Annotated in this window: 15 protein-coding genes; 3 read left to right on the top strand and 12 right to left on the bottom strand. The window is 35.9% G+C overall.

Going from position 1 to position 13,650, the window contains the following annotated elements; genetic code table 11:
• The first annotated feature begins 127 nt into the window (after positions 1 to 127).
• Positions 128 to 1,192 carry a type I restriction endonuclease gene (locus tag AC4BC3_RS06050; protein ID WP_206909590.1) on the top strand — a complete coding sequence of 355 codons (1,065 nt, stop codon included), beginning with the start codon at positions 128 to 130 and terminating at the stop codon, positions 1,190 to 1,192.
• A gap of 132 nt (positions 1,193 to 1,324) precedes the next feature.
• Positions 1,325 to 1,714 (top strand): YxeA family protein, encoded by a 390-nt coding sequence (locus AC4BC3_RS06045; RefSeq protein WP_490467237.1) that lies wholly within the window; start codon positions 1,325 to 1,327, stop codon positions 1,712 to 1,714.
• A 74-nt stretch (positions 1,715 to 1,788) separates the two neighbouring features.
• On the opposite strand, the gene AC4BC3_RS06040 is transcribed toward AC4BC3_RS06045, so the two are convergent.
• From AC4BC3_RS06040 to AC4BC3_RS06025, 4 genes are all read right to left on the bottom strand, one after another.
• On the bottom strand, positions 1,789 to 2,505 hold the full coding sequence (locus tag AC4BC3_RS06040; RefSeq protein WP_206909586.1) for a transaldolase: 717 nt from the start codon (positions 2,503 to 2,505) through the stop codon (positions 1,789 to 1,791).
• Between the two features lies 1 nt (position 2,506).
• Positions 2,507 to 3,877, bottom strand: coding sequence for a PTS ascorbate transporter subunit IIC (gene ulaA, locus AC4BC3_RS06035; protein ID WP_067481908.1), 1,371 nt, complete (start codon positions 3,875 to 3,877; stop codon positions 2,507 to 2,509).
• Positions 3,878 to 3,939: 62 nt separating this feature from the next.
• A complete protein-coding gene (locus AC4BC3_RS06030; protein WP_206909584.1) occupies positions 3,940 to 4,221 on the bottom strand; it encodes a PTS sugar transporter subunit IIB in 282 nt (93 codons plus the stop codon).
• Positions 4,221 to 4,688, bottom strand: a complete 468-nt coding sequence (locus tag AC4BC3_RS06025) for a PTS sugar transporter subunit IIA (protein ID WP_206909583.1) — start codon at positions 4,686 to 4,688, stop codon at positions 4,221 to 4,223. The genes AC4BC3_RS06030 and AC4BC3_RS06025 overlap by 1 nt, the downstream gene beginning before the upstream one ends.
• A gap of 261 nt (positions 4,689 to 4,949) precedes the next feature.
• On the opposite strand from AC4BC3_RS06025, the gene AC4BC3_RS06020 reads away from it, so the two are divergent.
• Positions 4,950 to 6,860, top strand: a complete 1,911-nt coding sequence (locus tag AC4BC3_RS06020) for a BglG family transcription antiterminator (protein ID WP_490467236.1) — start codon at positions 4,950 to 4,952, stop codon at positions 6,858 to 6,860.
• Positions 6,861 to 6,983: 123 nt separating this feature from the next.
• Here AC4BC3_RS06020 and AC4BC3_RS06015 read toward each other — a convergent pair whose 3' ends face one another.
• The 8 genes from AC4BC3_RS06015 to ulaG form a co-directional block, all read right to left on the bottom strand.
• Entirely contained in the window at positions 6,984 to 7,583 is a 600-nt protein-coding gene (locus AC4BC3_RS06015; protein ID WP_490467235.1) for a hypothetical protein, read from the bottom strand.
• Positions 7,584 to 7,861: 278 nt separating this feature from the next.
• Positions 7,862 to 8,578, bottom strand: a complete 717-nt coding sequence (araD, locus tag AC4BC3_RS06010) for an L-ribulose-5-phosphate 4-epimerase AraD (protein WP_206909577.1) — start codon at positions 8,576 to 8,578, stop codon at positions 7,862 to 7,864.
• Positions 8,565 to 9,425 carry an L-ribulose-5-phosphate 3-epimerase gene (locus tag AC4BC3_RS06005; RefSeq protein ID WP_206909575.1) on the bottom strand — a complete coding sequence of 287 codons (861 nt, stop codon included), beginning with the start codon at positions 9,423 to 9,425 and terminating at the stop codon, positions 8,565 to 8,567. Before AC4BC3_RS06005 ends, araD begins: the two co-directional genes overlap by 14 nt.
• 2 nt (positions 9,426 to 9,427) lie before the next feature.
• Positions 9,428 to 10,069, bottom strand: coding sequence for a 3-keto-L-gulonate-6-phosphate decarboxylase UlaD (locus tag AC4BC3_RS06000; RefSeq protein WP_490467234.1), 642 nt, complete (start codon positions 10,067 to 10,069; stop codon positions 9,428 to 9,430).
• Positions 10,070 to 10,083: 14 nt separating this feature from the next.
• On the bottom strand, positions 10,084 to 10,383 hold the full coding sequence (locus AC4BC3_RS05995) for a PTS sugar transporter subunit IIB (RefSeq protein ID WP_490467233.1): 300 nt from the start codon (positions 10,381 to 10,383) through the stop codon (positions 10,084 to 10,086).
• A gap of 42 nt (positions 10,384 to 10,425) precedes the next feature.
• Positions 10,426 to 11,916, bottom strand: a complete 1,491-nt coding sequence (gene ulaA, locus AC4BC3_RS05990; RefSeq protein ID WP_490467232.1) for a PTS ascorbate transporter subunit IIC — start codon at positions 11,914 to 11,916, stop codon at positions 10,426 to 10,428.
• Between the two features lie 11 nt (positions 11,917 to 11,927).
• A complete protein-coding gene (locus AC4BC3_RS05985; protein WP_490467231.1) occupies positions 11,928 to 12,386 on the bottom strand; it encodes a PTS sugar transporter subunit IIA in 459 nt (152 codons plus the stop codon).
• Positions 12,387 to 12,403: 17 nt separating this feature from the next.
• Positions 12,404 to 13,471, bottom strand: a complete 1,068-nt coding sequence (ulaG, locus tag AC4BC3_RS05980) for an L-ascorbate 6-phosphate lactonase (protein WP_490467230.1) — start codon at positions 13,469 to 13,471, stop codon at positions 12,404 to 12,406.
• Positions 13,472 to 13,650 lie beyond the last annotated feature (179 nt).

The raw sequence follows: 13,650 nt of genomic DNA, 5'->3' as shown, positions 1-13,650 counted from the left end.
GATAATAAGGAATTATGTGTAAGACTTTGTGGGGAAAGCCTATTTTAACCATCATTCTTTAATGATAAAATTTGTGTGTTTACTATATACCTTTTTGACTTGTAGTAAACACCTGAGGAGGATTAAAATGGAGTCGGAAAAATTCCAAGATACTTTAAAACAATTAGGAAAAAGAGTCATTGAATTAAAAGATGATATTGGTACAGAAGAAGCAACTAAAACTTCTCTTATCATGCCTTTTTTTTCAGCATTAGGTTATGACATCTTTAATCCTACAGAATTTGTTCCTGAATTTACAGCGGATGTTGGCATAAAAAAAGGAGAAAAAGTTGACTATGCCATAGTACTTGACGGTATACCCACAATTCTTATAGAAGCAAAATCAATTAACGAACCTTTGACAAAGCATGATTCACAACTATTTAGATACTTTGGTACAACTATGTCAAAATTTGGCATTCTAACAAATGGTGAAGAATATAAATTCTTTACCGATTTAGATGAGCCTAACAAAATGGACCTCTCACCCTTTTTAACTATCGATATAACAAATATTAAGGATAATCAAATTCCTGAGCTAGCAAAATTCCATAAAGACAACTTTGATGTAGATAAAATTACTAGTTCTGCTGCCGAACTTAAATACTTAAGTTCTCTAAAAAATTATCTTACTTCGGAACTCAATGATCCTACTGAAGACTTCGTTAAGTATCTTCTCGGTGAAATATATGATGGGATGAAAACCAAACAAACAATTGAAAAGTTTAAACCGATAATTAAAAAAGGATTGAATCAATTGATCTCTGAAAGAGTAAATGATAAATTAAGTGCCGCTCTTAAAACTTCTGTATCCGTTGAGGAAAGGGATAATCCATCAGATTCTGATACAACAGACAGTTCGGATAATGATATTATAACCACACCTGAAGAACTAGAATCATATACAATTTGTAAAGTTGTCTTAAAAGATACTATTCCTTTGGACCGACTCTTCTATCGTGACAATAGAAGTTACTTCAATATCTTACTTGATAATAATATTAGAAAGTGGATTTTACGCGTATACTTCAACACCAATAGCATGAAAATTGAATTAAATGATGAAAATCATACTGTATATGAACTAAAAGAACCTATTGATATCTACAATCATTCAAAGGAAATCATTGGTGTTGTTACTAACTTTCTATAATTCGCAATTAAATGGATAGCTAATCTTGATTGCATTACTCACTCTTCTTGCAAAACTGTTAGTACCCTGTTAGCCCAAACTTGGAGCAACCTTGCTATACTAGGACATATTTCTAGGAGAAAAGGTGATAAGATGAAAAAAGTGATTGGTTTAGTTTTTTTAGTATTATTGGCTTTTGGTGGATTTAAAGGGTATCAGTATTATCAGGATACTTACGTTGGCGAAATCGCCTATGCACACGTGCCAAACGAAGTCCCAACTAAAGTGAAACATAAAAGTGAAAGCGGGATTGGTGACAATAGTCCTTGGTATTATTACGATTACGACCTCACTTTTGTTAAGGAAGACGGCTCAACTGAAAAACGCGATATTCAGATTTCTAATGACAATGCAGAACCATTAAGTCCAAATTCATATGTCAAAGTAAAAATGAGTAAAAAACGAATCATCGAAGGTCCCAACGCAATTGATCAAAAAGACTTACCTGAGAAAGTAAAAAATAAACTAGTAACTGCTAACTAGTCCAATAAACGTAATAAAAAGAGAAGCTTGGAACAATCAAACGATTGCTCAAGCTTCTCTTTTAGTTGATTGAGTTATTCTTCATCTAAAATAGTAAATCCTAACGTTTGGATATCTCGATTGAACATTTTGACTGTTTCCAGTGAAAGTTCATTCAGATCCATGTGGTACATCGACAATTTAGAGAGAATTGCAGGTGTAACTGTAATAATATCAACACCTAACTGTTCCGCTTGCACGATATTGTAAACTTCTCTGGAACTTGCCCAAAGTAATTTGGTTCCTTCTTTACGGCGACAAATTTTCAACGAGTTTTCCATCAATGGCAATGGATCAATCCCGGTATCAGCAACGCGTCCAGCAAAAACCGATACGATGTTTTCAGTTCCCTTTGCTAGTGCATCAACTGTAGTTTCTACTTGTTCTAAAGTCATGATAGCCGTGATGTTAAGTTTCAACCCTTTTTCTGATAATCGTTGAATTAATTCGGTCGATGCTTCGCCTTTCGTATTCATGACTGGAATTTTGACATAAACATTATCACCCAATGCGGCGAGTTTCAAAGCTTCCTTTTCCATCGTCGCAAAATCATCGGCAAAAACTTCAAAACTGATAGGTAATCCTTCAACTTTTTCCAATACTTCTTTTGCAAAAGCGACATAATTCGTGATTCCTGCCTGCTTCATCAAACTAGGATTAGTTGTAAATCCCGAAACGATTCCAGCAGTTTTCATTTTCAACATCTCTTCAATCACTGCACCATCTGAATAAATATCAAGGTTAAAATTCATTTTAATCAAGCTCCATTTCTTCATTATTAATTGCTGTTTTGGATGGTCGAATAATACTTGGGGCAATCAAAGCGACTAGAACTGCCACAATGATGACATAAATCCCCGTTTGTCCAAATTGACCACCAACTTTTCCTAATAAAATACCAATCCAACCAAAGTCAAAATCACCAAAGGTTGCATTTGAAAACCCTAACTGTCCTAAAACTGGTAGTAATAAGGCTGGTAAAAAGGCTAAGAATAAGCCGTTGACGAAGGAACCAACCACTGCGCCACGTCTTCCCCCAGTAGCATTACCATAAACACCTGCAGTCGCACCACAGAAAAAGTGTGGAACTAATCCTGGAATAATCAACACACCACCAAAAGCACCGAGAATGAACATGCCAATCAAACCACCAACAAAACTTGAAATAAAGCCAATGATAACTGCTGTTTGTGCATATGGGAAAAATACGGCACAGTCAACAGCTGGCACAGCATTTGGAATGACCTTATCAGCAATCCCTTGAAACGCAGGTAATAAATCAGCAAGAATCATGCGAACACCAGAATAAACAATTGTAACGCCTACTGCAAACTTCAATCCACAAAGAATCGCGAACAAGTACGGTGATTTTCCATCTGATAAAGTTGAAACAAATTCAGGTCCTGCTGCAATTGCAGAAATCAAATAAAAGATTACCATCGTTAATGCCGTGGAAATTGTCGTGTTTCGCAAGAATCCAAATTTTTCTGGCACTTGAATATCTTCTGTCGACTTTGAGCCTTTCCCAACGATGCTACCAATAAACGCTGATAAATAATAACCAATCGAGCCAAAGTGTCCCATAGCGATTTCATCGCCATCAGTGACGCGAAGGGTATATTTTTGACCAATTGCTGGAGAGATCGCGCTCCATGCACCTAAGAAAAAGCCGCCGACTAAAATCAAAGAAGTTCCAGAAAAGCCAACTGCACCTAATACTGCCGATAATAAACACGCCATAAAGAATGAATGATGACCAGTTAAAAAGACATATTTATAACGAGTAAAGCGTGCGACTAATAAATTAACAATCAGTCCAACAATTAAAATTGACATTGTTTCAACACCAAGAATTTTTTGTGCGACAGAAGTTACAGCTTCATTATTTGGTACTACTCCTGTAATGTGAAATCCTTTTTCAATCATTTGAGAAAGTGGATCTAAATTTCCACTAATAACGTCTGCACCTGCCGCTAACATTAAGTAACCAAGAATTGGACCCAATGTTCCAGTTAAAATTTTGTGTCCGGGTGCTTTCATTGCAACCAAGCCAACCAAAGCAACTAATCCCATCAAAATTGCTGGTTCACTAAACATATCCTTGAGAAATTCCAAAAATTCCATTATGAATCCTCCTGTTTTATTGATCTATTTAATCCTCTTATACGGCCATATAAGATAATTGATTATCTGTTACTGAGTTCTTCTAATACTGGTAAAATATCTTCTGAAATTTTTTTCTTGTCTGCGTAACTTCTAACGACAGCAACTTTTTTGTTTGCAGGAAACTGCTTGGCAAATTCATCGACTGTTACAAAAAGATCAGGCTCTTCACCTAACGCTGCATTAAAATCACTGGATTTCGCATCAACTTCAAACCCATTCTTTTTGGCAATCTGATTGATTTTCATCGCCAATAAATTACTACTACCAATTCCATTCCCACACACTGTAATAATTTTAATCATTAAAATTCCTCCTCTTCTTTGATAAACTTTTCTGCTAATTTTATAAATGCTGCTTTTGTCGATGTCTCTAATAATGCGTCAACTTTTTCTTCTTCATCAATTAGTGCGGAGATTTTTTGAAGCATTGCTAGATGCGCTTCATTATTATCCGTTGCTAAACAAATAATGAGATACACCTCTTTTGCATCGCCAAAAGAAATTGGCTCAGCTAATTTCAAAATACTAAATCCTGTTCCTAAAGCGCCCGCTTCTGGTCGAGCATGAGGCATTGCAACTCGTGGTACTAATACCATGTACGAGCCCATTTCTCGAACGTTTTTGATCATTGCCTGAATATACTTTTCTTCAATGATCCGCTCTTGTAATAAAGGTTCTGCGGCTAACTTTACTGCTTCTTCCCAGTTAGCAACTTTTGATTGGAATGTCAGATGCTTTTCACATAAATAGTGCTGTTTGATTTCTTTCACTCGATTACCTCCTTGCTATCCATACTATAAATGAAATCGCATACATTCGATACCACTTCTATTTCCCTTTCAAACTGGAAAAAGATGAATTTTTTAGTTCAAGGATTTCCTTTATTAAACGGAAATCATTCGACTAGCTTCGAACTAATCATAGTACCTTGACATTGTAAGCATTTTCTATCTTTTTGATTTCTTACCTAAATCTGCCAATTGTAATTCAGATCATTCCTATATATGATAACAATTAAGGGGGAGATAAGTATGTTTGCGTACAAGAGGTTGAATCAGTTGTTTCAGCGACTCTATAGCGAAAAAAATTGTTCAAGTGAACAACTAGCTTCTGATTTTTCGGTTTCTAAGCGAACAATCAGAAATGATGTGAAAGAACTAAATGATTTTCTATCAAAATATGATACAACAATCGTGCTCAAAAGAGGCGTGGGATACGAAATGTTACACAAAGAAAATGTTCAAGAACTATTTACTGAGCTACATTCACAATCAACTACACCATCCCACCAATTAGAAACTTCTGAAGACCGAATCAGGCAATTATTGTTTTTATTCTTATTCTCAGAGCAAGAAAAATCACTAGACGAACTGTGCAATCAATTATATGTCGGACGAACGACGATCTTAGGTTATATTCGCCAGCTTCGTTTATTACTTGCTTCTTACGACGTCAAAATCACTTCAAAAGTTAATATTGGCTACAAAATCATGGGGGAAGAATCAGCTATTCGTCAAGTAATCTCAGATCAATTGATTGAAAAAAACTTTGAGAGCTATATCTCACAATTTTCACGAGATGAATACGAACTGTTTCACGAAATCAACTTAGTCGAACTATCTCAATTAGTAACAGATTTTTTCCCACCTGATCTGTATAAAATTTCTGACTATCATCGAAAAAACTTTGTTATTCACTTAGCAATTGCTATTCTTCGAGTCAAAAATCAGCATCATCTTGAATCCGTTTCCAGTTTTTTTGTCATCGATGAAAAGATTCAATCTTCAATCAGAAAACTTTTAGCAGCTATTGAAAAAAAGAATCAAGTCAGATTTGATCTTCAAGACGAAATTTGGCTACAGAATCATCTGTTTTTAGATTTACAACAGCCACAACATTCTAGTAGTCAAACAACTAAAATCTATCAATTCATTGACCAGATGTTGATGGAAATTAACGAAATGATTGGTGAAGATCTGCAACAAGATGACATTTTACGAAAGGATCTCTTTACCCATTTTTCTAGTTATCTGACATTAAAGGAGATTATGAAAAATAAAAAAAATCCCCTATTATCGGAGATCAAAAAGAATTTTTCGTATGCGTTTGAGCTAGCAGTTTTGGCAACAAACAATAGTAAATGGCTAAGCACTTTTGAGTTCACAGAAGATGACATTGGGTACCTAGCTTTGCACATTGCAGCAGCTATCGAACGAAAAAAAGCACACACAACAGATAAAAAACGAATTTTGGTTGTCTGTGGTCAAGGTGTCTCGACTAGTCGACTGATTGAAGCGATGTTAAAGAAGCGTTTTGCTGATCAGTTAGAAATCGTTGATACTATTTCTTACGCAGCTTATCAAACAAAAAAACTAACAACTGTTGATTTTCTCATCTCAACAGTTCCACTTAAAAATAAACAGATTCCTGTTATCCAGATCGATTTTTTAGATATCAAACAAGGAATGGAGAAAATTGAAAAACTTTTAGTGGAGGAAGAAGAAAAACGCCATTTTTTAAGCCTGTTCGATCCAAGTTTATTTGTCGTCAACAATCAACAAATTACGCGGGACGAATTAATCCAGTCAATCGGAACGATTTTACAAGAACAAGAAATTGTATCTGAAGATTTTATTGCAAAAGTGATTGAACGAGAGCAAATTGCACCCACGAATATCACGAATTTGATTGCCATTCCTCATGCAATCGATGCATCGATCCAGCAAACAAAAATTTTTGTTTATATCTCGAAAGAACCGATTGTCTGGCGTCAAACTGCAACAGTCAAAATTATTTTTCTGCTGGCAGTTGCTGAAGAAGATAAAGAGCAACTACAAGTTTTTTTTGAATATTTATCTGATCTAGTTGAAAATCAAAAACTACAGCAAAAGATAGCTGACGCGCAAAATTTTGAACTGTTTTTATCCACTATTCGTTACTAAAAAGAGTGTTGTTTCATGAATAACCTAAAGCAAAAGTCTAGGGATTCATGAAACAGCACTCTGTTTTTTTACAAATCATCGTTCGTTATTCAAGTATATTTTTTTATGTAATAAAATTTCAACTTAATTTTGATTGACAGCTTCCTCAACTTGAATGTGCCATTTTTGATTATCTCCACCATTTTTTGGGAATGTAATCAACTGATGATTTTTTCCCAAATGTAACTTTGGCGCGTCCATTACTTTACCATTATAAAGGCTTTCTAAGTAATAAACTTCCTTATCCTTATGTACATCATCTTCAACTAATCGCCAGAAGCTTCGTTCATTAGGGTACTCTATTTCTGTATTGATAACCTCATTACCTTGAGCATCTTTCACAGAAGATGCGATTAAATATTTAGGATATCTCCATGGTTCATCTTCATCGAATACAGCAGGAACATAGTGCGAAGAAATAGAATAAGCATCTTCTTGTTCATTATAGGACATGAGCCATTTTTGGCTATCAATTTTTTGGCTCAAATCTGTCGATATTTCTGAAGTTTCTATGTCATAATCAACGACCCACCAAGGATCTAAGACACTCTGGATTGTAACGAGTTTATCGTCGTATTTCGCTCCAGCATCATTCGCGCTCGCCGCCACTGTTTGATTACCGCTTACAATTCCAAATACCACAATCGTGAAAGTTGCTAGCCCTGCCTTGACTCCTTTTTTCATTAAGATTCCTCCTCTATTTTTGAATAACGACTCTGACTACATAAAAATAGTAGCATGTTTTTGTTACCCTTTCCTTTTTTGTATAGCAATACAACAATTTTTTGATTGATGACAACCATATATGTTATAAATGGAATAACTTAGATAGTATTGTTGCAACCTATATTTTTAGCTATTCTTTTGCGGCATATTTCGTGGGCATACACACAAGATAAATAGGACTTCCTACAACTAAAAGAAATCATAAAAGCGATCAATCAATTGATTGATCGCTTTTGCTATTTTTGTCCGTAATAGGCATGGATACCGTGTTTACGATAATAATGTTTATCCAACAAATAGTGTGGGATTTCCTGAATTTCTGGATTGATTTTTTCATTTTCTTTCGCCATCAAACAAATCTCATCTAAAATCAAACTATTTTCTACAGCTTTCGCAGGTGTCTCTCCCCAAGTAAATGGACCATGTCCATAAACGAATACACCAGGAATTTCAGTTGCTTGTAACTTTCTTTCTTGGAAGGCCTCAATAATGACACAGCCTGTATTTTTTTCATAGGCTTCTTTGACTTCTGCTTTCGTCAATTGGCGCGTGCAAGGAATTGTTCCGTAAAAAGCATCTGCATGCGTCGTTCCATAAGCGGGTAAGTCTCGACCAGCTTGCGCCCACATCACAGCGTTCGTCGAGTGTGTATGAACGATCGCATTGACTTGTTCAAAAGCTTCGTACAAAACTATATGTGTTGGCAAGTCGGAAGATGGTTTCATGCTATCCTCCTCTAACAAATTTCCAGCCAAGTCTGTAACAACCATTTGATTTACTGTCATTTCTTCATAATTTACCCCGCTTGGTTTGATCACGATTACACCAAGTGCGCGATTAATTTCACTCACATTACCCCATGTTAATTTCACTAATCCGTATTGAGGCAGTTTTAGATTAGCTTCATACACACGTTGTTTCATTTCTTTGATGATCAGCTCATGCGATAACATAACCTGCCTCCTTTAACTTTGGATAAAGATAGCTTTTTGCTGCTTCAATTTCTTTCTTAAAATCAGGGTTTGTTTCACTCCACATTTCAATCAAAAAGGTCCCATCATACTCTAATCGTTTAAGCGTCTTTAATAAACCTAAGAAGTCCACACACCCTTGACCAAATGGTACATCACGAAATTGTCCCGGGAAATCTTGAGTTAATGGGTACGTATCTTTTAAATGAATAGCGGTAATGTAGTCAATTCCTCGCTCCAACTCAACACTCGGATTGTTCTCCGGCCACGCGGAAAGATTGCCTAAATCAGGATATACTTGTAAATAAGGCGAGTGAATTTGTTGTTTTATTTCCAAAAATTTAGTCATTGAATTCATAAATGGATCATCCATAATCTCAATGGAAAGAAGGACACCATATTCCGAAGCCATTTTGATACTTTCTTTCAGGCCATCAATGAAAGCTTCTCGTGAGAACATTGATTTTTTTTCATAGTAAACATCATATCCTGCTACTTGGATAATCTTGACATTTAAGTTGTGAGCCAGTTTGATTGCTTTTTGCATGATTGCTTTTGCTTTTTTTTGATTTGCTATGCTTGCAGAGCCAAAAGGAAATCTTCGATGACCACTTAGGCAAATCGAATGGATTCGGATGTCTGTCTCCAACATCTCTTCACGTAGTTTAGCAATCATTTCAGTAGGCCAATCCAGACGAGCTAAACGCGCATCTGTTTCATCAATAGACATTTCAATAAAGGAAAATCCCATTTCCTTTGCCAATTCAAAACGTTCTTTCCAAGAGATATTTTTAGGTAGAGCTTTTTCATAGATGCCGATTTGAGCCATGACTATTCCCCCCAAATACGAATGATTTCTTTTTTGAAGTCATTTACAGCCTTAACTGGATCAGTTGCATCAGAAATTCCTCTCCCAGCAATAAAATTAGAGACATCGATTCCGGAAAATAATTGAAGTGTACTAATGGTTAAGCCTCCCGTAACAGATACATCAAATCCCATTTCAATCAATGCTTTGACTTTTGACAAATCTTTTTCACTCCAAGTTTCACCAGAAAATAATGCATCTCGACTTTGATGATAAATTACTTGTTTAATACCAATTTGTCGCCACTCGGTTGCTTGTTGATAAGTCCAGTCACCATATAGCTCTACTTGTAGTTCTTTAACTTCTTTTTGGGCAGCCTCCATAGTAGGAATTGTGGCGCAACAGATAACAGTCATGAAATCAGCACCAGCTTTCGCAACATTTCTAGCCACGGTTCCACCTGCATCCGCACATTTTGTATCAGCCACGATTGTTTTTTCTGGAAACATACTACGGATGCAACTAATCGCTTTCCATCCCTCTTGCAAGCATAAAATTGTTCCAATTTCAATAATATCGACGATTTTTCCAACTTTGATAACGTCTGCTAACGCATGTTCCAAATGATTGTGATCTAAAGCAATTTGTAATGTTGGTCTACTCATTTTGTTGTGCTCCTTTATTTAGTTTTTTGATAGAGTTCTGACTCAGCAAATTTTTCACTGATTTCTTTGGCTGACATGACATTTTTGATTCCAACAACGGTGATCCCCTTCTTCTGCGCTTGAGCAAACATAGTCAAAAAGTTTACTGGTGTAAAAACTACATCATATTGTGTTGCAGAACTTTTTCCTTCTGAAATGGAACAATGATGAATTTTAGTGATCGGTATACTTAATTCTTTCATCGCCTTTTCCACACTTCTCATCATCATCAAACTTGTTCCTGATCCATTTGCGCAAGATACTAAAATTCTCATTTTGATTTCCTCCTAAATGTTCACTTTGTTTTCCTTATTTACTTAGTTTTGTTCTTGATATTTTTCTGCATATTGTTCGTAATCATCGACAATCATAAAGTACCCATCTGGATTTTTACGGTATTGCAATTGCGGAATAATCAACAAACCAATCACAACTATGGCAATTCCAACATATCCTAAAACCTTCATGATAATTGTAAAGAGCGGCCATGCTGTAGCCCAGTCAAACATTCCAATATACCCACCAAATTTGGACATACCAATCCATGTGGCAAAAATGGCAGATCCACCAACTTGAATAATTCCAGAAATGAATGGGAAAAGACAAGCGGCTTTAAACCCTCCACGATTGTTAGCAAAAACAGCGATTACTGCATTGTCAAAGAACAGTGGGATAAATCCTGCAATCACAATGGTTGGTGACTTAAACAAAATGAGTAAAGCAATCATCAAGAATTGACCTAAAGCGCCGAATAAAAAGCCAATCGTTACAGCATTTGGTGAACCAAAACCAAACGTAGCAGCGACATCAATTCCCGGTACTGCTCCCGGTAAAATTGTATTTGAAATTCCTTGGAAGGATTGTGTCAGCTCATCAACGAATGTCCGGACACCTAATTGTAAAATAGCAAGATAAACTGCGAAGTTTAGTGATGTTGTCATAATATAGAATAAGAAGCTTTGACCCTCTTGCATAAACTCAGCTTGGATTAAATAATCTTGCCCTAAGACCAATAAGATAATGCCAAAGAAGAAAAGCATTAATAAAGAAGTTGCTACCATGTTTTCATTGAAAATTGACAAGAATCCTGGCAATTCCATATCTTCTATTTTTTTATCAACTTTTTTGGATTTATTTTTTCTCTTATCACGCTTTTTCATCCATTCAGCTAACTTGGCAAAGATAAAAATCCCAAACATTTGTTGATGCGCCACGGCAAACCCAGCACCTTCTGTCAATTCTTGCGTAATTCCAACTGTTAAATTAGAGGCAACGGCCCAGTAACACCCTAGAATCAGGCCCATAAAAATCAAGACTTGGATTCTGCCTAAATCTGGAAAACAGAACAGCAAAATCCAGAATGCTGTTGCAGACTGTTGAATCTGGACATTTCCAGTGGTAAAGACTGAGCGCAACTTCGTATATTTTTGAAAACGTACAAGTAAAATATTCATGACAAAAGCAATCAATAACAAGATCATCACATCGCCAAACGTTCGACCAAAAGTTTCCATTAACCCTGCATCTACTGCATTTTGACCAAAATATGGATCGGTAACCATTGCATCCAAGTTAAATCGCTCTTTTAAACCAACTAAAATTGGTCGAAAGTTGTTGACTAATCCTCCAGAACCAACCGTCAAAATGAAGTAACCAACCGTAGCTTTAAGGAAACCCGCAAGGCACTCATACAATGGTCGTTTTAATAAAAGATAGCCCAGCAGAACAATAAAACCAATGAGATATGCTGGCTGAGTTAAGATGTTTGTTGCAAAATATGTCCAAATATTTAATAAAAAGTCCGCCATCACTTTTCCTCCTATAACTTGTACTCTTGCATCACCATTTGATATTCCTCAAGCGAATGAGTTGCTGCTAACCGGTCAATCAAACCATCTGTCATCAATAACTCAGATAAACGTTGAATGTTTTCCACGTGTTCTTTTGGGTTTTTAGCTGCTAAAGTAAAAAATAAAATTGCTGATTTCTCTTCACCGTCACTTTCAAACTGAATGGGATCCTGCATCTTTGTAAATGAGATAGCTGTACCAAACACGCCTCGACTTTTCTCAGAAGAATGTGGCATAGCAACTTGTGGAACAATGACGATGTAAGGACCATATTCTTCGACACAATGAATGATTTCATCAATATAGGTTTGATCAATTAGTTGTTTATCTAATAATAGTTGGCAGCTTTCATTAATTGCTTCTTTCCAATAAGTGATTTTTTTATCGGAATATTTTACCAAGTCATTATCGAAAAAATAGTTCAGCATGCTGTTTTACCTCTTTTCTATAGGAATGATGGAAATGGTGTATCGTTTTCTACAGTAAATACATCGTCAAAGCCGCGGTAAAAATTAAATTCCAAATCATCCTTATTTGTTGGATAAGTAAACTTACCTCCAACTTGCCAGATGTAAGGTTTGAACGCATATTTCAAACGATCTTTTTTAAATTTCCAAATCTCAGTAATTTCTTTTGGATCAGCCATAAAGTTTGCCCAGATATCATAGTGAACTGGAATAACTACTTTCGCATTTAAAGACTCTGCCATTCGTAACATATCAACAGAGGTTACTTTATCAGTGATACCACGAGGATTTTCTCCATATGCTCCCAGGCAAACATCAATTTCATGTTCATTCCCATGCTTGGCGAATAAATTTGAATAATGTGAATCTCCTGCGTGATAAAGATTACCTCCTGATGTTTCAAATAAATAATTCACAGCGATCTCATCCATGTCTTGTGGCATCGTTCCTTTTAATGTTACTTCTGGATCTTCACAGGTAACTAATGCCGTACGATCGAAAGCCTCTAACGCAACAATCGTGATATCATTGATTTTCACTTCATCCCCAGGCTTAACAATCATCGTTTTTTCTTTTGGAATTCCCCACTTCAACCAAGTATGCACTACTTCCTTAGGTCCAATAAATTTTGCTGTGGGACAGTTTTGATGGACTGCTGCCGCTGTATTGATATCCAAATGATCGGAATGGATATGCGTAACAACTAAAGCGTTTACATTTTTGATTTCAAATGGATCGATTACGAATGGTTGTGTCCGTAAGTTGGGCTGCATTTTTTGCACACCACTCATTCGCATCATTTGATGGCCTTTTTTCATCTTACCGTTTCCATGACTGCGTTTCCCCGTCCCGCACCATAAATCACATAAGATATTGGTACCTGCATCACTCTTTAGCCAAATACCTGTACAGCCTAGCCACCACATTGCAAACGTTCCTTGTTTTACTTCTTCTCTTTCAATTTCTTCATTTAAATAAGTGCCCCATTCTGGGAATGTCTCTAGAATCCAGCTTTCTTTTGTCACATCGGTGATCTGTTTAGTCATTTTCATTGCTCCTTTCTTAATTACATTTAAATCATAATGTGTCAAAAAGAATCTGAGAACCCTTTTATATGATTGTTTGAAATTTATATGACGTTATTGACAGTTTTAATGATTTTTTTAGTATGATAGATGCAGTTAAAGAACTTTATATGATTCTTCGGAGATAAAAAATCATTTAA

The organism is Enterococcus sp. AAFC-DPL-6103 (genome assembly GCF_058216595.1).
Note: the sequence above shows the minus strand (reverse complement) of the source record. Positions and strands in the feature narration are given on the sequence as shown.

Excerpts from the sequence above, each read along its gene's own strand:
- AC4BC3_RS06050 (WP_206909590.1), top strand. The coding sequence starts at position 128 with ATGGAGTCGGAAAAATTCCAAGATACTTTAAAACAATTAGGAAAAAGA.
- AC4BC3_RS06045 (WP_490467237.1), top strand. The coding sequence starts at position 1,325 with ATGAAAAAAGTGATTGGTTTAGTTTTTTTAGTATTATTGGCTTTTGGT.
- AC4BC3_RS06040 (WP_206909586.1), bottom strand. The coding sequence starts at position 2,505 with ATGAATTTTAACCTTGATATTTATTCAGATGGTGCAGTGATTGAAGAG.
- ulaA (WP_067481908.1), bottom strand. The coding sequence starts at position 3,877 with ATGGAATTTTTGGAATTTCTCAAGGATATGTTTAGTGAACCAGCAATT.
- AC4BC3_RS06030 (WP_206909584.1), bottom strand. The coding sequence starts at position 4,221 with ATGATTAAAATTATTACAGTGTGTGGGAATGGAATTGGTAGTAGTAAT.
- AC4BC3_RS06020 (WP_490467236.1), top strand. The coding sequence starts at position 4,950 with ATGTTTGCGTACAAGAGGTTGAATCAGTTGTTTCAGCGACTCTATAGC.
- AC4BC3_RS06015 (WP_490467235.1), bottom strand. The coding sequence starts at position 7,583 with ATGAAAAAAGGAGTCAAGGCAGGGCTAGCAACTTTCACGATTGTGGTA.
- araD (WP_206909577.1), bottom strand. The coding sequence starts at position 8,578 with ATGTTATCGCATGAGCTGATCATCAAAGAAATGAAACAACGTGTGTAT.
- AC4BC3_RS06005 (WP_206909575.1), bottom strand. The coding sequence starts at position 9,425 with ATGGCTCAAATCGGCATCTATGAAAAAGCTCTACCTAAAAATATCTCT.
- AC4BC3_RS06000 (WP_490467234.1), bottom strand. The coding sequence starts at position 10,069 with ATGAGTAGACCAACATTACAAATTGCTTTAGATCACAATCATTTGGAA.
- AC4BC3_RS05995 (WP_490467233.1), bottom strand. The coding sequence starts at position 10,383 with ATGAGAATTTTAGTATCTTGCGCAAATGGATCAGGAACAAGTTTGATG.
- ulaA (WP_490467232.1), bottom strand. The coding sequence starts at position 11,916 with ATGGCGGACTTTTTATTAAATATTTGGACATATTTTGCAACAAACATC.
- AC4BC3_RS05985 (WP_490467231.1), bottom strand. The coding sequence starts at position 12,386 with ATGCTGAACTATTTTTTCGATAATGACTTGGTAAAATATTCCGATAAA.
- ulaG (WP_490467230.1), bottom strand. The coding sequence starts at position 13,471 with ATGACTAAACAGATCACCGATGTGACAAAAGAAAGCTGGATTCTAGAG.